At 73.7% G+C, this 19736-nt stretch carries 19 protein-coding genes and 1 riboswitch; of the genes, 16 read left to right on the forward strand and 3 right to left on the reverse strand.

Features of this window, described 5'->3' with window-relative positions:
* The first annotated feature begins 7 nt into the window (after positions 1-7).
* The 6 genes from EDF24_RS08560 to EDF24_RS08585 all read left to right on the forward strand — a co-directional run bounded on the left by EDF24_RS08560 (position 8) and on the right by EDF24_RS08585 (position 5824).
* Positions 8-337, forward strand: coding sequence for a hypothetical protein (locus tag EDF24_RS08560; RefSeq protein ID WP_221181362.1), 330 nt, complete (start codon positions 8-10; stop codon positions 335-337).
* A gap of 150 nt (positions 338-487) precedes the next feature.
* A complete protein-coding gene (locus EDF24_RS08565) occupies positions 488-904 on the forward strand; it encodes a VOC family protein (RefSeq protein ID WP_123655549.1) in 417 nt (138 codons plus the stop codon).
* Between the two features lie 25 nt (positions 905-929).
* Complete coding sequence (locus tag EDF24_RS08570) at positions 930-1973, forward strand: CPBP family intramembrane glutamic endopeptidase (RefSeq protein ID WP_260233393.1); 1044 nt, start codon at positions 930-932, stop codon at positions 1971-1973.
* A 47-nt stretch (positions 1974-2020) separates the two neighbouring features.
* A complete protein-coding gene (locus tag EDF24_RS08575) occupies positions 2021-4195 on the forward strand; it encodes a copper-translocating P-type ATPase (protein ID WP_395867678.1) in 2175 nt (724 codons plus the stop codon).
* 175 nt (positions 4196-4370) lie between these two features.
* Positions 4371-4961, forward strand: a complete 591-nt coding sequence (locus tag EDF24_RS08580; RefSeq protein ID WP_123702248.1) for a DNA-3-methyladenine glycosylase I — start codon at positions 4371-4373, stop codon at positions 4959-4961.
* Positions 4962-4993: 32 nt separating this feature from the next.
* Positions 4994-5824 (forward strand): DJ-1/PfpI family protein, encoded by an 831-nt coding sequence (locus EDF24_RS08585; RefSeq protein WP_185021612.1) that lies wholly within the window; start codon positions 4994-4996, stop codon positions 5822-5824.
* Between the two features lie 33 nt (positions 5825-5857).
* Here the strand turns inward: EDF24_RS08585 and EDF24_RS08590 are convergent, their stop codons facing one another.
* Both EDF24_RS08590 and EDF24_RS08595 read right to left on the reverse strand, forming a co-directional pair.
* A complete protein-coding gene (locus tag EDF24_RS08590) occupies positions 5858-6328 on the reverse strand; it encodes a GNAT family N-acetyltransferase (protein ID WP_123702250.1) in 471 nt (156 codons plus the stop codon).
* Positions 6325-7140, reverse strand: coding sequence for a LysR family transcriptional regulator substrate-binding protein (locus tag EDF24_RS08595; protein WP_185021613.1), 816 nt, complete (start codon positions 7138-7140; stop codon positions 6325-6327). Before EDF24_RS08595 ends, EDF24_RS08590 begins: the two co-directional genes overlap by 4 nt.
* Before the next feature lie 33 nt (positions 7141-7173).
* Between EDF24_RS08595 and EDF24_RS08600 the strand changes: the two genes are divergently transcribed.
* From EDF24_RS08600 to EDF24_RS08615, 3 genes are all read left to right on the forward strand, one after another.
* Positions 7174-7563: a DUF5997 family protein gene (locus EDF24_RS08600; protein ID WP_123702254.1), complete on the forward strand. Its 390-nt coding sequence runs from the start codon at positions 7174-7176 to the stop codon at positions 7561-7563.
* A gap of 42 nt (positions 7564-7605) precedes the next feature.
* Positions 7606-8112: a hypothetical protein gene (locus EDF24_RS08605; RefSeq protein ID WP_123655544.1), complete on the forward strand. Its 507-nt coding sequence runs from the start codon at positions 7606-7608 to the stop codon at positions 8110-8112.
* A gap of 235 nt (positions 8113-8347) precedes the next feature.
* Complete coding sequence (locus EDF24_RS08615; protein ID WP_123655543.1) at positions 8348-8875, forward strand: Lrp/AsnC family transcriptional regulator; 528 nt, start codon at positions 8348-8350, stop codon at positions 8873-8875.
* 320 nt (positions 8876-9195) lie between these two features.
* Here the strand turns inward: EDF24_RS08615 and EDF24_RS08620 are convergent, their stop codons facing one another.
* Positions 9196-9627 (reverse strand): GNAT family N-acetyltransferase, encoded by a 432-nt coding sequence (locus EDF24_RS08620; RefSeq protein ID WP_123702256.1) that lies wholly within the window; start codon positions 9625-9627, stop codon positions 9196-9198.
* Positions 9628-9736: 109 nt separating this feature from the next.
* On the opposite strand from EDF24_RS08620, the gene EDF24_RS08625 reads away from it, so the two are divergent.
* From EDF24_RS08625 to ribH, 7 genes are all read left to right on the forward strand, one after another.
* On the forward strand, positions 9737-11122 hold the full coding sequence (locus tag EDF24_RS08625; RefSeq protein WP_123702258.1) for a hypothetical protein: 1386 nt from the start codon (positions 9737-9739) through the stop codon (positions 11120-11122).
* Between the two features lie 83 nt (positions 11123-11205).
* Positions 11206-13254: a hypothetical protein gene (locus EDF24_RS19515; protein ID WP_185021614.1), complete on the forward strand. Its 2049-nt coding sequence runs from the start codon at positions 11206-11208 to the stop codon at positions 13252-13254.
* A gap of 156 nt (positions 13255-13410) precedes the next feature.
* Complete coding sequence (locus EDF24_RS08640) at positions 13411-14844, forward strand: esterase family protein (RefSeq protein WP_123702260.1); 1434 nt, start codon at positions 13411-13413, stop codon at positions 14842-14844.
* A gap of 20 nt (positions 14845-14864) precedes the next feature.
* Positions 14865-17372, forward strand: a complete 2508-nt coding sequence (locus tag EDF24_RS08645; protein WP_123702262.1) for a bifunctional lysylphosphatidylglycerol flippase/synthetase MprF — start codon at positions 14865-14867, stop codon at positions 17370-17372.
* A gap of 57 nt (positions 17373-17429) precedes the next feature.
* Positions 17430-17564, forward strand: a riboswitch (FMN riboswitch).
* A gap of 109 nt (positions 17565-17673) precedes the next feature.
* A complete protein-coding gene (locus EDF24_RS08650) occupies positions 17674-18324 on the forward strand; it encodes a riboflavin synthase (protein WP_123655538.1) in 651 nt (216 codons plus the stop codon).
* Complete coding sequence (gene ribB, locus EDF24_RS08655) at positions 18324-19058, forward strand: 3,4-dihydroxy-2-butanone-4-phosphate synthase (protein WP_123655537.1); 735 nt, start codon at positions 18324-18326, stop codon at positions 19056-19058. Before EDF24_RS08650 ends, ribB begins: the two co-directional genes overlap by 1 nt.
* Positions 19055-19543, forward strand: a complete 489-nt coding sequence (gene ribH / locus EDF24_RS08660) for a 6,7-dimethyl-8-ribityllumazine synthase (RefSeq protein WP_123655536.1) — start codon at positions 19055-19057, stop codon at positions 19541-19543. Before ribB ends, ribH begins: the two co-directional genes overlap by 4 nt.
* Positions 19544-19736: the final 193 nt, after the last annotated feature.

Raw genomic sequence — 19736 nt, forward strand, 5'->3', positions numbered from 1 at the left:
ACACCCCATGAGTGACACCACCACCACCATGACGGACGAGCAGAAGGCCGCACTCGTCCGTTCCACCCGCCGCCTCGACCTGCGCCGCATCCTCGGCGGACTGTTCGTGCTCTACGGCGTCATCACGACCATCGTCGGCATCGTCAACTGGGACTCCGACCCGGTGAAGACCGGCGGCATCCACATCAACCTCTGGGTCGGGCTGTCGATGCTCGCCGGCGGGCTGCTCTTCTTCCTCTGGGACCGGCTCGCGCCCGTCCCGGCGGAGGACATCATCGGCCAGGCCGAGGCGGAGGAGCATCAGAAGGCCGCCGGCGAGGGCCGCGAGCTGGCCTGAGCCGCCGCGGGCTGCGCTTGGCTGCCTGACCCGCCGCGGGCTGCGCTTGGCTGCCTGACCCCGAACGACGAGGTCGCTGTCGTACGACAGCGACCTCGTCGTTCTTGCGAAACGGTTGCGGTCCGCTCGCGGTCGGGCCAGGTTGATCACATGCCGACCATGGTCTTCATCAACCTCCCCGTCGCCGACCTGGAGCGCTCGACCGCGTTCTACGAGGCGCTCGGGTACTCGATCAACCCGCAGTTCAGCGACGAGACGGCCGCGTGCGTGGTGATCAGCGACACCGTGTACGTGATGGCGATCACGCACGCGAGGTTCACGGACTTCACCGACAAGCCGATCTCGGACGGCTCGACGATCGAGGTGATCAACTCCCTCACGGCGGACTCGAAGGACGACGTCCACCGCATCGTCGACGCGGCTGTCGCGGCCGGCGGGACCGAGGACCGGCCGGAGATGGACCTCGGGTTCATGTACCAGCGGAGCTACCTCGACCCGGACGGGCACCGCTGGGAGCACGTGTGGATGGACATGCAGGCGGCGCAGGACGGCCCGCCTGCCGAGTGACGGTGGTGGCCGGTAGCATTTCGGCATGAACCACCAGGGGGAACCACAGCCGTCCGGGCCGATGCCGACCGGGCCGGTGCCGACCGGGCCGATGCCGACCGGGCCGGTGCAGTCCGCGCGGATGCAGTCCGTGCCGACGTGGGCGATCGTCGCCTTCGTCCTGATCGCGCTCGCGGGGGCGTGGGCGGTCGCGTTGCCGCTCTGGCTCTCGGGGCGTGGGCTCGGCACGCCGTTCGCCACGCTGTTCATCGTCGGGATGATGTTCACCCCGCTCGTGTCCGCCGCGCTCGTGCTCTTCCTGCTCGGACACCGTCGACCCCGCCCGGTGCTCCGCTTCCTCGGGGTCTGGCCCCTCCGACCGGTGGGCCGGACGATCTGGACGACGGTTGCCGCCTACCTCGGCGGACTGCTCCTCCCGGTGGCGGCGCTGGTCGTCGCCGCGCTCGCCGGGTGGTTCCCCGTCGACCTGGTCGGGTTCGGCGGCTTCCACGACGTGCTGCAGGCGCAGGGTCTCCGGAGCCTCCCGATGCCGATCGGGGTGCTCGTGACGCTGCAGCTCGCGCAGCTGCCGTTCGTCGCCTGCTTCAACGCGTTCGTCACCATCGGGGAGGAGATCGGCTGGCGCGGGTTCCTCGTCCCGGCGCTGGCACGGTTCGGCACCTGGCCCGCGCTCGTCGGCTCCGGTGTCGTGTGGGGGCTCTGGCACGCGCCGATCATCCTGCTCGGCTACAACTTCGGCCGGACCGACTGGCTCGGCGTGCTGTTCATGGTGATCGCGTGCGTGCTGCTCGGGATCGTGCTCGGGTGGCTGCGGCTCCGGACGGGCTCGGTGTGGCCCGCGGTGTTCGCGCATGCCGGGGTGAACGGTGCCGCCGGGGTCGGGGCGGTGGTGGCGGCCTCGGGCGTGGACGTCTCGAGTGTCCTCCGGAGTCCCCTCGGTGTGGCGGGGTGGATCGTGCTCGCCGTCGTGGTCCTCGTGCTCGTCCTCACCGGGGCGATCCGGCGCCGGGGCGACCTCGCGCCGCCGCCGACGACACCGTCCACTCCGGCCGATCACGCGGTGTCCTGACCGTTCCGTCCGTTCCTTGGGTACCCCTAGGGGGTATGGTGGGTGGCATGGACCAGCGCGACGACCACGAGGACCGGAAGACGATCGTCCAGGACGCGTCGGACCAACCCGGGCACGTCGACGGCGGCGAACACGCGCACCACGACCACGCCGGGCACGACATGGCGGGGCACGACCACGCCGGGCACGACATGGCGGGGCACGACCACGCCGGGCACGATGCGCACGCCGAGCACGGCGGCCACGGCCACATGCACCACGGGCACGGCGGGCACGGCGACCACGCCGCGATGTTCCGCGACCGGTTCTGGTGGAGCCTCGTGCTCGCCGTCCCGGTCGTCGCGTTCAGCACGATGTTCGCCGACATCCTGCACTACCCGCTGCCCGACGCCGCCTGGGCCGGCTGGGTCTCGCCGGTGCTCGGCACGGTGCTGTTCCTCTACGGCGGCTGGCCGTTCCTGACCGGCGGTTGGTCCGAGGCCCGCACGAAGCACCCCGGGATGATGCTCCTCATCGGGATGGCGATCGTCGTGGCGTTCGTCGCCTCGTGGATCACCAGCCTCGGGCTCTTCGGGCTCGATCTCGACTTCTGGTGGGAGCTCGCACTCCTCATCGTGATCATGCTGCTCGGGCACTGGATCGAGATGCGTGCCATGGGCGTCGCCTCGAGTGCCCTGGACGCGCTGGCGGCGCTGCTGCCCGACGAGGCCGAGGTGATCGACGACGGCGGTGACGTGTCCCGGGTGCCGGTGTCGAGCCTCCAGGTCGGACAGACCGTCGTGATCCGACCCGGCGGACGTGTCCCCGCTGACGGCGAGGTCGTCGACGGCCGCGCGCAGGTCGACGAGTCGATGATCACGGGGGAGTCCGTCGCCGTCGAGCGAGCCGCGGGCGACCGCGTCGTCGCGGGCACCGTCGCGACCGACAGCTCGATCCGCGTCCGGATCACCGCGACCGGGGACGACACCGCGCTCTCCGGGATCCAGCGGATGGTGGCCGAGGCGCAGGCATCGTCGTCGCGGACGCAGGTGCTCGCCGACCGGGCCGCGGCACTCCTCTTCTACTTCGCCACCGGGGCGGCGATCATCACGTTCGTGGTGTGGATCCTCCTCGGCAGCCCCACCGAGGCGATCACCCGCACGGTCACGGTGCTGATCATCGCCTGCCCGCACGCCCTCGGGCTCGCGATCCCGCTCGTCGTGGCGATCTCGACCGAGCGTGCCGCCAAGGCCGGGATCCTCGTGAAGGACCGGCTCGCCCTCGAGCGGATGCGCGGCATCGACACCGTCGTGTTCGACAAGACCGGCACCCTGACGACCGGCTCGCCCGAGGTCGTGGACACGATCGGCGACGACGCGGTCCTCGGGCTCGCGGCCGCTGCCGAGCGGGACAGCGAACACCCGGTCGCCAGGGCGGTCGTCGCCGCGGCTGCTGACCGTGGGATCGCGGTGCCGTCCGACGTCGACGACACCGGATCGGTGCCCGGTCGTGGCGTCAGCGCGACCGTCGCCGGCCAGCGGATCGAGGTCGGCGGGCCCGCGATGCTCCGGGAGAGCGGCGCCGTGATGCCGGACGACTTCGCCGAGCGGGTCGACGGCTGGCGTGCTGACGGCGCCGCGGTCATCGTCGCCGTGGTGGACGGCACGGTCCGTGCGGCGTTCGCCGTGCGCGACGCCGTGCGCCCGGAGTCGGCGGAGGCCGTCCGTGCCCTGCACGACCGCGGGATCCGGGTCGCGATGGTCACCGGCGACGCGCAGCAGGTCGCCGACGCCGTCGCCCGGGAACTCGGCATCGACGAGGTCCGCGCCGAGGTGCTCCCCGAGGACAAGGACGGTGAGGTCGCTCGGCTGCAGGAGTCGGGTGCCGTCGTGGCGATGGTCGGCGACGGCGTGAACGACGCGCCGGCGCTCGCCCGGGCCGACGTCGGCATCGCGATCGGCGCCGGGACGGACGTCGCGGTGCAGAGCGCGGGCGTCGTGCTCGCGTCGAACGACCCGCGCCGGGTGCTGACCGTGATCGACCTGTCCCGCGCGACCTACCGGAAGATGGTGCAGAACCTCGTCTGGGCGACCGGGTACAACGTGCTGTCGGTGCCCCTCGCGGCCGGGGTGCTCGCCGGGGTCGGGTTCGTGCTGTCGCCCGCCGTCGGCGCGGTCCTGATGAGCCTGTCGACGGTGATCGTCAGCCTGAACGCCCAGCTGCTCCGCCGCTTCCGCGCCTGACGCGGGCGCGCGCGCGCCCGGGCGCGCCCGCGGGTGCCCCAGGCGGGCGTGAGATCGCACTTCGTGTCGGATCGATCACGACGAACCGACACGAAATGCGATCTCACCGAGGTGTGCCCGTGGCCGGCGTCGCCGCGTGGGGCGCGGTGTCGGTGCGGGGCGGCAGGATGGGGGCGTGAGTGAATTGGTGACCGGGGACGACGGCCTCGCCCGACCCGTGTGGGCGTCGACGGACCCGATGCTCCGCGAGTACTACGACACCGAGTGGGGCATGCCGGTGCGTGACGAGCGTGGTGTGTTCGAACGGCTCTCGCTCGAGGCGTTCCAGTCCGGGCTGTCCTGGCGGACGATCCTCGCCAAGCGCCCCGCGTTCCGGCTCGCCTTCGCGGACTTCGACGCGGACACCGTCGCCGGCTTCGGTGAGGACGACGTCGCCCGGCTGATGGCCGACGCCGGCATCGTCCGCAACCGGGCGAAGATCCTCGCGACGATCACGAACGCCAACGCGACCGTCGCCCTGCGGGACGACGGCGGACTGTCGGAGTTCGTGTGGTCGTTCCGGCCGGCGACGACCCCGGAGCCCGTCACGTACGCCGACGTCCCGACCAAGAGCGACGAGTCGGTCGCGCTGTCGAAGGCGCTCCGGAAGCGCGGGTTCGCCTTCGTCGGGCCGACCACGATGTACGCGCTGATGGAAGCGCTCGGCATCGTCGACACCCACCTGGTCGGCAGTCACCGCCGAGGCACGTCGGGTGTCTGGGCGTAGCACCTCGGGCGTCTGGGCGTAGCGTCGCGCCCATGACCAACGAGCACCAGGACCCGCGGACCACCCCGAACCCGCGTGTGACACCGGTCACCCCGGTCGACGCCGAGCACGTGGACGTCCCGATCGACGTCGACGTCCCGGCGCCCGACGCCCTCGCCGAGGACGCCACCGTCCCGGAGCACGACCCGGCCGAGGTCCGGATCGCGTTCCTGCTCTTCCCGGACGTCACCCAGCTCGACCTGACCGGTCCGGCGCAGGTGCTCAGCCGCGTCCCGGGAGCACGCGTGCAGTACGTCGCCGCGACGCTCGACCCGGTGCCGACCGACTGCGGGTTCTCGATCGTGCCGACGGCGACCTTCGCAGACGCCGACCCCGCGGACGTCCTCGTCGTGCCGGGTGGGGACGGGGCCTTCGACGCGATGCTCGACCCCGTGGTGATCGACTTCGTCCGGCGGGAAGCCGAGCGTGCGACCTGGGTCACGTCGGTGTGCACGGGGGCGTTCGTGCTCGGTGCCGCGGGTCTCCTCGCGGGCAAGCGTGCGACGACGCACTGGGCCTCGAAGCCGATGCTGGCCGCCTTCGGTGCGACGACCGTGGACGAGCGGATCGTCGACGACGGGTCGATCGTCACCGCGGCCGGGGTGAGCGCCGGCATCGACATGGCGCTCTGGTTCGCTGCCGAGCTCGCCGGTCAGCCCGCGGCGGAGCGCATCCAGCTGTACATCGAGTACGACCCGCAGCCGCCGTTCGACGCCGGGTCCGCCGACCGCGCGGACGCCAGGGGCGTCGCGGAGGCACGTGCAGCCGCCGAGGACGCCCGGGGCGACCGGGTCGCACGGGCAGCGGCCGCGATCATGCGCTGACCGCTCGGGCAGCACGGCACCGCGCAGGGGAGCTCAGGCCAGCGGCAGCTTCATCTGCACGGCCGTGACGCCGTAGCCGAGGCGCTCGTAGAGCTCCTGCGCACCGGCGTTGTAGCCGAAGACGTTCAGCCCGATGCTCGTCGCGCCCTCGTCCTTCGCGATCCGGTGCCCGGCCTCGAGCGCCCGCCGCGCGTGTCCCTGCCGACGGTGTGCCGCGTCGATCTCCACGTTGAACACCCACCAGTCGGCGCTGCCCGGCGTGAACGGCCCGATCCAGAGGTACCCGACCACGGTGTCCGCGCCGTCGACGACGTCCCACACGTGGTGCCCGTCGAGCGGCGTACCGCCCGGGAACCACGTGTCGAGGGACTGCTGCTTGTTGGCCTCGGCCTGCTCGCGGGTCTCACCCGCGACCATCCGGGACTCCACGTACTCGGCCATCGTCGTGTCGAGCCAGGCCGGCAGCCGGTCGGCCGGCATCGTGACGAGACGGGTCGCCGTCACCGGTTCCCCTTCGACCCGCGGCTCGGCTTCCCGCGCATCTTCCCGCGCCCGGGCTTGGGGCTCTTGCTGCTCTTGGAGCCCTTGCCCGAACCGGACTTCGCGCCCCCGGGGGACTTCGCCTTGGCCTTGCCCCCGGCGGCATCGCCCTTGCCGGTGCCCTTCGAGCCGGACGCGCCCTTCGACCCGGACGCGCCCTTCGACCCGGCACCGGCCGTGGACCCGCCACGTGCCGACGGCGAGCCGTCGTCGGGGTCGCGATCCGGGCCTCCCGTCTGCCGTGAACTGTTGGCGGTCCTGCCACGCACCACGCCGATGAACTCCTCGGTGAGCTCGGACGCGTCCTCGTCCCGCCAGACCAGCGCAACGCGCGTGCCGGGGGAGTCGGCGAGCGGACGGGCCACCAGGTCCTTGCGGCTGGCCTTCCGGAACAGTGACTGGGGGAGGACGACCACGCCGACGTTCGCCTCGACGAGGTCCAGCGCACCGTCGACGTCTGCCGGGACGGGGCCCGCGTCGATGACGTGCACGTCCGCGAGGTCCGTCGCGGTCAGCTCGGACGACTTCGCCAGCGCCGAGTCCTTCGGGGTCGCCACGACCGCGGTCTCGGTCCAGAGCGGGATCGCGTTGTGGTCCTCGGAGACGGGGACCCGCGCGAAGACCATGTCGACGTCGCCGGCGAGGGCATCGTCGACGTCACCCTGGCCGATCGGACGGAGCAGGAGCTCGACGGAGGGGAAGCGGTCACGCCACACCCGAGCCCACTTGGCCGGGGACACCCCGGGCACGAAGGCGATGGTCAGTGCCGCGGTCATGCAACCGAGCATAGGGGCCGTACTCTGGTCACCATGGCGCAGGAACAGACGATGAAGCCCGAGACGGCCGCGAAGAAGCTCGGGATCCTCCTGTCGGCCGCTCCGGAGTCCTTCCGCGACGCGCCCGTCACGCGGACCGCGTTCGAGGAACTGCGGACCCAGCCGCCGGCATGGCTCGAGGACCTCCGTCGCGACGGCCCGCACCCGCGACCCGTCGTCGCGCAGAAGCTCGGCGTGTCCATCTCCGGCCTGAGCCGTTCCGGGATCGAAGAAGCCCTGACCACGGCCCAGATCAAGGACCTGCTCGTCGAGAAGCCCGAGTGGCTCGTGCAGGAGCGCGCCACGCAGGCCGCCGTGCACGCGGAGAACGCCCGCGTGAAGCAGGAACGCGCCGCGAAGGCCGCTGCCCGCGCCGAGGGCTGACCCGCCCCGACCCATCCACCCCGGACGCACCGAGGACCGCCCGTGCACGAGACCGTCGCCGACGCCATGCTCGTCGTGCCGCAGTTCGCGTCCGTGTGCTGCATCGTCGGCGACCGGTACCGCCCGCGCCCCGGGGTGATCGTCCCCGCCGCGGTGATGCTCGTCGCGATGGTCATGCCGGTGGTGCACGCCGGCGCGTCGTGGACGCTGCTGGCGGCGACGGTGCTGCTGCTCCTCGCCCCGCTGCCCGTGATGCGCCGTCGTCGCGCCGACGGTCGTCGTGCCGAGCCGATGGACGTGCACCGGGCGCTCTCGTCGGTCGTGATGGCCGGGATGCTCCTGATGGGACACGCGACCGGGCTCGCCGACGGGCACGCCGGACACGGGATCGCGTTGACCGCGGTGCTCGGCGGCGGCGTGATCGGGTACTGCGCGTTCAGCGGGTGGCTGCTCCGGTACGAGTGGGCGCGCGAGGACCGGCGGGCGGTCCGGAGCGGCGAGGTGTTCGCGATGACGGTCGCCGTGATCGGGATGACGCTCGCGATGTAGGACAGGTGCGGGGCTGCGGCGCGGGTCGGCGGTGCGGGTCGGGCGCCGTGCGCTGAGCGTCGAGTGCGCAGTAGTGGCGGTGTTCCTCCACGGAGCGGCACCACTTCTGCGCACTCGACGGCCCCGGCGGCCCCGGCGGCCCCGGCGGCCCCGGCTGGCCCGGCGGGCCACGGCGGCCCGGCGGCCCGGCGGCCCCGGCGGGCCCGGCGCCCGACCCGCGCGCTACGGTGGTCGCGTGACCGACCGCCCCGTCCGCCGTCCCGATCCGGCCCCGCGCCTCGACGAGGTCGACGAGCGGATCCTCTGGACCCTCGCGGCTGACGCCCGGATGCCGAACAACCGGCTGGCCGCCGCGGTCGGGATCGCCCCGTCGACGTGCCTGGCGCGGGTGCGGGCACTCGAGGACGCCGGCGTGATCCGGGGCTACCGCGCGGACGTCGACGTCGCCCGGCTCGGGTTCTCGATCGAGGCGATGGTGTCCGTCCGCGTGCACGCCGCCGCCCGGCACGAGCTCCGGGAGTTCGCCAAGCGGCTGCTCCGCGTTCCCGTCGTGCTCGACGTGTCGTTCCTGGCGGGGGACAAGGACTTCCTCGTGCACATCGCGTGCACGTCGACCGAGCAGCTCCGGGACTTCGTCGCCGACGAGCTCAGCGGGGACCCGTCCGTCGCGACGACGCAGACGAACATCGTGTTCGAGCGGCTCGTGGCGGACCGGGAGCGGCAGGCGCGCTCCTACGACGAACTCCGGCGCTGGCGCGCCTGACGCTCCGCGCGGAGCCCCGCCCGCAGCCTGCCGTTGCCCCGCCCGCGGCCTTCCCGCAGCCCTGCCCGCAGCCCCGCCCGTGGGTGGTGATTTCGTGCGTAGTCGGCTGTTTCTTTCGAGCAGGTACGCGGGAAACCACTTCCCAGCGCGAGCGTGATGGGAAGGAACGCGCATGCCGGCTCGGAACGAGCAGCGCGGACGGGAGGCTCGGCTCCGCTCCGCCCCGCGGCCCGCGCCCGGCGCTCGGCTCGGCCCCGCCCGCACGCAGCCCCGAGCCACCGCCCGCGGCGCAGCCCCGAGCCCCTGCCCGCGCCCGCCGCTCAGCGCGTCCGGGTCATCGGGAGGTGCGGGATCCCGTCCTCGAGGAAGTCGTCGCCCGAACGCACGAACCCGAACCGGCCGTACCACTGCTCGAGGTGCGCCTGCGCGTCGATGTGCACGACGGGGGAGCGGGTCTCGGCGATCGCGGCCTCCATCAGGCTCGCCGCCAGTCCGGCGCCGCGGGCGTGCGCGGCGGTCGCGACCCGGCCGATGCGCTCGCTGCCGTCGGGCTCGCGGAGGAGCCGGAGCGTCGCGTCGACCGAGCCCTCGCCGGCCCAGAACTGGACGGTGCCCGGCTCCAGGTCACGGCCGTCGATGTCCGGGTACGCGCACCCCTGCTCGACGACGAAGACGTCCTGACGCAGCCGGAGGACCTCGTGCAGGGTGACGACGTCGAGGTTGCGAGTTGGGGCGCTGAAGATCGAGGGCATGCCGCTGGTTCCTGACGGTTTCGTGGGAGAGCTGGTGCGCGATCGCCGCGAGGGGCGTACCGTGCCGATCAACCACTCTACGTGCGCAGCCAGACCAGGAGGTGAGCGCATGGACAAGCCGTTGCGCGCACCCTGGCGCGCTGCGATCCGGTACGCCTTGCTGGGCACCGGGGTGAGCGCCGCCGGTGTGCTGCTCTCGCTCACGTTCGGCGTGCACGCCGCCTCCGCAGCCGAGGCGCCGGCATCGTCCACGTCGCAGTCGTCGCACTCGTCCGGCCTCGTCGGCGGGATCGCCCGCGGTCTCGGGGACACCGTCCACGGAGTCGCCGGAGGAGTCGGACAGGTCGTCGGCGGAGTCGTCGACCCGGTGCGCGACGCCGTCCGTCCGGCGGCCCCCGCCCCCGCTCAGGCAGCGCCGGCCCCGGCAGCGCCCGCTGCACACGTGCCCGCTCCCGCCGCCCCCGCTGCGCCGGCTGCACACACGCCCGCTCCGGCAGCGCCTGCGCCAGCGGCTGCCGCGCCCACGCGCCCCGCCCCGGCATCGCCCGCTCCGGCACCGCAGCCGTCGAGCACGACGCCCGCGACGACCCCGGTGTCCACGACCCCCGCAGCCCCGACCACCTCGGCCCCCGCGACCGCCGCCCAGCCGACGGAACCGGCCACGGCGACGGCCCCGACCACCCCTGCGACGGCCTCCGGCGAGACGGCGGCGAGCACGGCCTCCAGTCCGCTGCTCGGCACCGTCGCAACCGTGCTCCGCCCCGTCACCGGGACGGTCCAGGGGCTCACCGGCGCACGTCCGGTCACGACCGTCGTCAGCACGCTCGACCACGTGGTCGGGGCGCTGCCGGTCGTCGGGACCGTGCTCGGGGACGACACCCTCGGCACCGTGACGGCACCCGTCACCGGGCTGTTCGACGACACCCTCGGCGGCGTCGGGACCGTGGTGGGGACGGTTCCGGGGATCGTCGACGGCTCGTCGCCGCCGCCGCTCGTGACCCTGCCTGGAGGCTCGGCACCCCTCCCACAGACACCCCTGCCCACGGTGGGTGGCGGGTCCGCCGCCGTGGCCGGTCCGGGTGCGTCCGTGACGCTCGGTGCCGTGGCGTCCGGCGTGGCGGAGACTCCGACGACCGTCGCTGCGGCTCATCCGAGCGCTGCGGCGACGATCGCGGGCAACCACCCGGCGCCCGTCGTCTCGGCGTCCGCCGTGCGCGCCACGTCGTCGTCGGCAGCGCCGGAGTCGGCGTCGCTCGGCGGTGCAGCCCTGCTGCTGCCGGACGGCCGTACCCCCGGAGACTCGCCGCTCGGTGGCGGCTCCGGTTCCGGACTCACCGGCAGCACCTCGACCTCCGGCTCGGCCGGCGCGGGTGTCATCGGCACCGTCGGCGTCAGCGCCGACCAGGACCCCCTCGCCGCGGGGACACGCGGCACCATCGCCGACGACGCCGTCCCGGCGTCCGCAACCGGCGACCACGACGTCGCTCCTGACTGAGATCGGTGCACCTGCCCCCACGGCAGGAAGCGCACCACCGGCCGCGACCGCGGTCGGGAACATCTCGATCAGGAGTGATGACCATGAACAAGTACGTCTCCAGAGGGCTGTGGTTCGCCCTCTTCGTCGGTGGCCTGACGCTCGGAGGTGCTGCTGCGGCGAACGCGGCGACGACCTCCGGGGCTGACGGCACCGTGTCCGGGACCCAGGTGGCGCCGTCTGTCGACGCACCCGTGTCCGTCGCCGGGAACGCGCTCGGCCTGCTCGGCGACGCGGTGTCGTCGGCGGTGTCGGCGCCGGCTGCTCCGGCTGCTGCTCCGGCTGCTGCTCCCGCTGCTGCACCCGCTGCTGCCGCTCCCGCTGCTCCGACCACCTCGGGGGCGGACGGTGTCGCGTCGGGGACCCAGGCGGTCCCTTCCGTGAGTGCGCCCGTGGCCGTCGGGGGCAACGCCGTCGCGGTGGGTGGTGACGCGGCGTCGACCTCGTCGGCGCCTGCGGCTGCCGCGCCTGCTGCTGCGGCGCCTGCTGCTGCGGCGCCTGCCGCTCCGGCTGCTGCGCCTGCGGCCCCGGCCACGTCCGGTGCGGACGGGGTCGCTTCCGGGACCCAGGTCGCCGGCGATGTGGCCGCGCCGGTCGACGTCTCCGGCAACGCGGTGTCGGTCGGTGGTGACGCCGTCGCGGCGTCGCCGGCACCGGCTGCCACTGCGCCTGCCGCTGACGCTCCCGCAGCTCCGGCTGCTGCTGCACCGACGACGTCCGGGTCGGACGGCACCGCCTCGGGGACGCAGGTCGTCCCCACGGTGTCGGTCCCGGTGACGATCGCCGGCAACGGGATCGCGCTGCTCGGGGACGGGACCTCGACTGGGACCTCCACGGCGGCTCCGGCCGCTCCGGCGGCTGCGTCGGGCGGATCCACGTCGGGCGGTTCCACGTCGGGCGCTGACGGCACGGCGTCCGGCACCCAGGTGTCGCCGCTCGTCTCGATCCCGGTGACGATCTCCGGCAACGGGATCGGTCTCCTCGGCGATGCGAGCTCCACCGGCTCGTCGTCCGCCAGCGCTCCTGCCGCTCCCTCCGTGGGTGACTCCTCGACGACCTCCGGGTCGGACGGGATCGCTTCGGGCACCCAGCTGACGCCGGCCGTCTCCCTGCCGGTGACGGTCTCGGGGAACGGGATCGGTCTCGTCGGTGACGGGACCAGCTCGGGCTCGGCCACGACGGTCCCGGTGACGGGTACCGGCACGGGTACGGGCACGTCGGCCGGCACCGCTGGTTCGACGGATGGTTCGGATGGTGTCGCTGCTGGCACGCAGGTGTCGCCGGTGGTCTCGCTGCCGGTGACGATCGGTGGGAACGGGATCGGTCTCGTCGGTGACGGGACCAGCTCGGGCTCGGCCACGACGGTCCCGGTGACGGGTACCGGCACGGGTACGGGCACGTCGGCCGGCACCGCTGGTTCGACGGATGGTTCGGATGGTGTCGCTGCTGGCACGCAGGTGTCGCCGGTGGTCTCGCTGCCGGTGACGATCGGTGGGAACGGGATCGGTCTCGTCGGTGACGGGTCCAGCTCGGGTTCGGCCACGACGGTCCCGGTGACGGGCACGGGTACGGCGGGTAGCACCTCCGGTGACGGTGGTCTCCTCTCCGGGACGCAGATCGTGCCCGTGATCGGGCTGCCGATCACCATCGGTGGGAACGGCATCGGCATCATCGGTGACGGGACCAGCACCGGGACGACCACGACGCCCGGTGACGGCACGACGCCTGGTGACGGCACCGACCCCGGTGACGGTACGACCCCTGGTGACGGCACCGACCCCGGTGACGGCACGACCCCCGGTGACGGTGGCTCGACCCCCGGTGACACGACCACCCCGGTCGGTGATGGCGGCTCCGGCTCGATCGTCACGGCGGACGTCGTGACCACCGCCGGCACGACGGGCGTCACCGCGACGACCGCTGTCGCCGCACAGGTGTCGACCCTGGCCGCTCGTGCAGCGGCGACCGCAGCGACCAGCACGCCCGCCGGTCTCGCGTACACCGGGGCGACCTCGCCGGTCCTGCCCGCGGTGTTCGCACTGCTGCTGCTCCTCGCCGGCGCCGGGACGCTCGTCCTCCGACACCGCCGCTGAGCACGGTCCACGCTGAGGGGCACCGGTCCGCCGGTGCCCCTCAGACCCACGCCTGGGAAGGAGCAGGACAGTGTCTGGGTGACGGTGATGGTGATGCTGTGAACAGCGGAAGCGCTCCGGCAGGCGCCCGGGAGCCGCGGAGCAGGACGATGAACCGTGTTCACCGCGCTCCTCCGCCTGCCGATCGTCTCCCCGGCCGTGCTGGTCCCCGTCGACGTGGTCGCGGGACTCCTCGTGCTCTGGGTGCTCGTCGGTCGTCGTCGCGGCGTCCTCGCCCGTGCCACGGGCCTCCTGGCGGGGGCGGCGCTCGGCCTCGTCGTGATCTGGTGGCTCGGCGACGTCCGGGACGAGTTCGGCGTCGACTTCACGCCGGTGACCCGGATGTGGCTGACGTTCGCCAGCGGAGCGCTGGGGCTCTGCGCCGTCGTCGCCGTGCAGACGCTGCGGAGCGCGCAGAGCGCGCAGAGTGCGCAGAGCGCGCAGAGCGCGCAGAGTGCGCAGAGCGCGCAGAGCGTGCGTGGCCGCGGCTTCCTGTCCGACGCACCGGAGCCCCGCCGCGCGGTCCGACGCCGCCTGTCCACCGCGATCGGAGCCACCGCGGTCGTCGCGCTCGCCGCCGGGCTGGGCGTGAACGTCGACTTCGGCGCCTACCGGACGATCGGGCAGGTCGTGACCACGAACCCGTACCCGGCAGGGACCCTCGGGCACGAACACGCCGTGTCGGCCACCCCGCAGACCGTGGACACCGCAGCGTGGAGGGCGCCCGCCGGGATGCCCCGTCGCGGTAGGACCCTGTCGGTGCGGATCCCCGGCACGGTGTCGCACTTCCGCGCACGGAGGGCGGTGGTGTGGTTGCCGCCCGCGGCGCTGACCACGGACCCGCCGACGCTCCCGGTGCTGATCGCGCTGTCCGGGCAGCCCGGGCAGCCTGCGGACATGTTCCAGTCGGGCGATCTCGGCCGCACCCTCGGCGCGTACGCCAGCGCGCACCGGGGTCTCGCGCCGATCGTCGTCGCACCCGACCAGCTCGGCGCACCGGGGCGGAACCCGATGTGCGTGGACTCACGGGGTCTCGGGCGCAGCGCGACCTACGTGATGACCGACACGGTGCACTGGATCAGGACACACCTCGACGTGGCGTCGACGCCGGCCGGGTGGGGGATCGCCGGGTTCTCCGAGGGGGCCACCTGCGCGATGCAGTTCTCGACCGGACACCCCGAGGTCTTCGGCACGGCACTGGCGATCTCGAGCGAGCTCGCACCACGGAACGGCTCGGAGCACCACACTGTGCAGGTGGGGTTCAACGGATCCGAGGACGCGTACCGTGCGGCGGCACCGATCGCCACCATGCACCGGCACGGCCCCTACCGCGACCACCTCACCGTGTTCGGGTTCGGGCAGGACGACGCGCCGTACCGGGCGTCGACGACCGCGCTCCGCGCCGCAGCCGTGCGCGCGGGCATGCAGACGGCGCTCGTCGTGTCCCCGGGGTCGGCGCACGACTGGAACACCGTGCGGTACGTGCTCGCGCACGGGCTGCCGCCGGTCCTCGCGCACCTCGGCCTCCCCGCGACGGCGGGCCCCCGGTGACCCGCGACGGCGGACGCCCGGTGACCCGCGACGGCGGGCCCCCGGTGACCCGCGACGAGCGCCGCGCAGCGACGCGCAGCTCCGCCGGCGCCACGGTCACCCGCACCCTCCGTCGGTACCCCGTCACCGCCGTGATCGTCGCCCTCGTGGTCGCCACCTCCGCCGTGGGCATCGTGATGCGGGTGTCGCACGCGACGAGCACCACGGAGTCCTTCGGCCCGCTCCGGGTCTTCGCGGTCTCGACGGGTGCCGCCGCGCTCCTCCTCACCCTCGCCGGGGTCGTCGTGCTCGTCGGTGCGTCCGAGCGCCTGATGGGGTCGTGGCGGACGGCGGTCGCGTTCGTCCTGACGACCGTCGTCGGCACCGGGCTCGGTGCGCTGAGCGCGTTCGTCGACCTGGACGGCCGGGACGTCGGAGCGCTGCTCCTCGGACGGGCGACGAGCTTCGACCCGTGGACGGCGGTCGTCGGGACCGTCGCCACCGCGAGCGCCTTCGCCGGTCCGCTGTGGCGCCGCCGGATCCGGGTGAACACCCTGGCGGTCGTCGCAGCGCTCTTCCTCTACGCCGGGCACGCGTCCGACCTGTACGCGGTGCTCGCGGCGGGGGCCGGGTGGGCGCTCGGCGAGCTGCTCCGCCGGACGCCGAAGCGCACCGGGTGGACGCGGAGCTCCCACCGGGAGACGCGGGTGCTCCTCGGCACCGTCGTGCTGGTGTCGGCGATCGGCCCGGTGATCGCCCTGGTGTCCCGGGCCCGGGTCGGGATCCTCGCGCCGATCGCGGCGGTCGTCGGCTCCGGCCCGGTGACGCCGGTCTCCGGCTGCACGTCCGACACCGCCGGCGCGGTGGCGAGGACCTCGGGGGAGTGCCTGCGCGGCCTCCTCGCGTACCGCGCGACGGACCCGTGGACGCTGCTCCTCGCGGTCCCCCCGCTCCTCGTCCTCGTCGTCGGTGGGCTCGGGCTCTTCCGCGGCAGCCGGTTCGCCGTCTGGCTCGTGGTGGTCGTCGACACGGTCACGGCCGTCGCTGCCGCCGTCACGTACGGTGCGGTGCAGGGGCGGCTGCAGGGCGTCGAGGACCGGTTCCTCGTCACGCTCTCGATCGCCGCGTCCGTCGTCGTCCCCCTCGCGACCGCCGTCGTGCTGGTCGTCCTGCGGCGGTCGTTCACCGTGCTCCCGACCCGGCGCCGGGTCGCCGGGTTCGCGGTGGTCGTCCTCGTCGCGGCCGGCGTCCTCGTCGCCGCGATGCTGGTCGTCGCGGACGCCTCGCCGACCCGTGTCGAAGACCCCTGGCGGATCGTCGTCGCCGCGCTCGGCCCCGTCGCACCGGTCACGTTCTGGGAGCAGGTGCCGGCGCTCGACCCCGGCCTGCGGTTCACCCTCGGGATCGCCGGCCCGCTGCTCTGGCTCGTCGTCGCCATCGCCGCGATCCGGCCCACCGGAGCGGCGCCGCAGGACACGGACGCCGACGGCACCCGCGCGGCGCGCGACCGCGCCCGTGCCCTCCTGACCGCAGGCGGTGGCGACACCTTCGGGTGGATGACGACGTGGCGCGGCAACGCGTACTGGTTCGCCGAGGACGGCCGGGCGGGGGTCGCGTACCGACGGAACGGCACCGTCGCCGTGACGCTCGGTGGTCCCTTCGGCTACGACGACGCGCGGGTCCCGGCGCTCGCCGCCTTCGCCCGTCACTGCGACGACAACGGCTGGACGCCGGTGTTCTACGGCGTCGACGAGGCGGTCGCCTCGCCGCTGCGCGCACTCGGCTGGGGAACGCTGCCCGTCGCGGAGGACGCCGACTTCGACCCCCGCGACTGGACGACCAGCGGCAAGAAGAAGCAGGACGTCCGCACCTCGGTGAACCGCGCCGCGCGCGAGGGGACCACCGCGACGTGGGCGAGCTGGCAGGACCTGCCGGCGGCGACGACGCGGCAGATCGAGGCGATCTCGGAGGAGTGGGTCGCGGACCGCGAGCTCCCGGAGATGGGCTTCACCCTCGGCGGGGTCGACGAGATGCGGGACCCCGCGGTCCGCACGCTGGTGGCGCAGGACTCCGGTGGCACGGTCCTCGCCGTCACGAGCTGGCTGCCCTCGTACCGCCAGGGACGGGTGGTCGGCTGGACCCTCGACGTGATGCGGCGGACGGGCGCGGCACCGAACGGCGTCATGGAGTTCCTCGTCGCGAGCGCCGCCGACCGGATGCGCACCGACGGGATCGAACGGCTCAGCCTCTCCGCGGCACCCCTCGCGCAGGCACCCCCCGCGCCGGCGCCCCAGGCGCAGGCGCAGGCGCAGGCGACCGATGGCGTGCAGACCCTCCTCGACCTCGTGGGCGGTGTGCTCGAGCCGGTCTACGGGTTCCGCTCGCTCCTCCGGTTCAAGCTGAAGTTCGGCCCGGAGCTGCACCCGCTGGTGCTCGCGTACCCGGATCCGGTCGCGCTCCCGGCGATCGGCGTCGCGGTCGTCCGCGCGTACCTCCCCGACCTGTCCCTCCGACAGGCGGTGGCCCTGGCGCGCGGCCGGAACGCATGACGGTTCGTGACCCCGGCAGCGCCGCCGTCGCACGCCTGGGGTATCGTTCCGGGTACGCAAGCGCTCCGGGGTCGGTGTAATTCCGAACCGGTGGTGACAGTCCACGAGCGTCGGACGGGTGAACTCCCGGCCGGTGCTGACTCGGTGAAACTCCGGGACCGACGGTGAGAGTCCGGATGGGAGGCGCGCTGGCGGAAGGCACGACCGAACCCGGAGGTCCATCACGGATCCCGGACCGGGCGTTCCTGCCGCTCTGCCGACGACCGTCGTGCACACCCGGAGTCCCGTTGAGAGGACACCAGTGTTCACCGGCATCATCGAGGAACTCGGCACCGTCACCGCCGTCGACCAGCGCGGCGACTCCGTCGCGCTCACCATCCGTGGCCCGCTCGTGGTCGCGGACGCGCAGCACGGCGACTCGATCGCGACGAGCGGCGTCTGCCTCACCGTCGTCGAGCAGACCCCGGACACCTTCACGGCGTTCGTGATGAAGCAGACGCTCGACATGAGCGCGCACGGCTCCCTCCGCGTGGGGGACCCGGTCAACCTCGAGCGCGCAGCCTCCGTCGGCGACCGACTCGGTGGCCACATCGTCCAGGGGCACGTCGACGGCACCGCGACGGTGCTCGAGACCGCGGACGGCGACGGGTGGCGCCGGGTCCGGTTCGCGCTCACGCCGGAGCTCAGCCCCCTCGTCGTCGACAAGGGCTCGATCGCGCTCGACGGCGTCTCGCTCACGGTGAGCGCCGTCTCCACCGAGACGACCGCCCCGTCGGACGCCTGGTTCGAGGTCAACCTGATCCCGGAGACCCTCGCGGCGACGACGCTCGGCGACCGCGTCCCGGGCGACCGGGTCAACGTCGAGACCGACGTCCTCGCCCGGCACGTCCGGCGGATGCTGCGGCTCGACGCCGCCGCGCAGGTCCTGGAAGACAGCCTGGAGGCCCGGTGATGGTCGCCGAGACACGGCACGTCGACGACGTGGCGACTCCGGTGCCCGGTGTCGGCCACGAGTACGCCCCGGCACGCGTCCAGGGTCTGGCGAGCATCGACGACGCCGTCGCCGCCATCGCCGCCGGGCGTCCCGTGATCGTCGCCGACGACGAGGACCGTGAGAACGAGGGCGACGTGATCCTCTCGGCCGAGCTCGCCTCCCCGGAGTGGATCGCCTGGACCGTCGCGCACTCGTCCGGGTTCATCTGCGCCCCGGTGAGCGCGGCGATCGCCGACGCGCTGGACCTCCCGCCGATGGTCGAGACCAACGAGGACCCCCGCGGCACCGCCTACACCGTCACGGTCGACGCCGCGGCCGGGATCACGACGGGCATCAGCGCGCACGACCGTGCCCGGACGCTCCGGGTCCTCGCCGACCCGACGTCGGTCCGCGCCGACCTGCACCGTCCCGGGCACGTCGTCCCGCTGCGGGCGCGCCCCGGCGGCGTCCGCGAACGCGCGGGCCACACCGAAGCCGCGATCGAGCTCGTCACGGCAGCCGGGCTCCGTCCGGCCGCCGCGATCTGCGAGATCGTCGACGAGGACGGCAGCATGATGCGTCTGCCGCGCCTCGTCGAACTCGGGGCACGCGCCGGCGTGCCCGTCATCACCATCGCCGCACTCGTCGAGTGGCTCGACGCGGCAGACCGGGCGGCGACGGACGTCGCCCCCACGGAAGGAACAGCACGATGAGCGGAGCAGGCGCGGCAGACCGCGACCAGGTCGACGGCAGCGGCATCCGGGTGGCGATCGTCGCCGGGCAGTGGCACGACACGATCGCGGCGGGGCTCCTCGCCGGAGCCCAGCGAGAGGTCGAGCGCCTCGGCGCCGAGGCCACCGTGCTCCCGGTCCCCGGCAGCTTCGAACTGCCGGTCGTGGCGAAGACGGCGCTCGAGAACGGCTTCGACGCCGCGGTCGCCCTCGGCGTGATCATCCGCGGGGGCACCCCGCACTTCGAGTACGTGTCCGACGCGGCGACGAGTGGGCTCACCCGCGTGGCGATCGAGACCGGGAAGCCCGTCGGCTTCGGGGTGCTCACCCTCGACGACGAGCAGCAGGGCATCGACCGCGCCGGCCTGCCCGGCTCGAAGGAGGACAAGGGCGCCGAGGCCGCGCACGCCGCCATCGCGACCGCGGTCACGCTCCGCACCCTGCGCGGCGCCTCCGTCCCGGCCTGACCCACCCCGCGCCGACACCCGCGCTCCGCGGCGACACCCGCGCTCCGCGGCGACACCCGCGCTCCGCGCCGGTCGTCACGCACGCGGCCTTCGCGCCCCCGCGCAGACATCGCGCCCCGTCACAACGGGGCGCGATGTGCGTATCGGGGCGCGACCGCGACCAGGGCGCATGTCCGGAACGCGGTTCCGCAGG

It is taken from the genome of Curtobacterium sp. PhB130 (assembly GCF_003755165.1).
Classification (GTDB): domain Bacteria; phylum Actinomycetota; class Actinomycetes; order Actinomycetales; family Microbacteriaceae; genus Curtobacterium.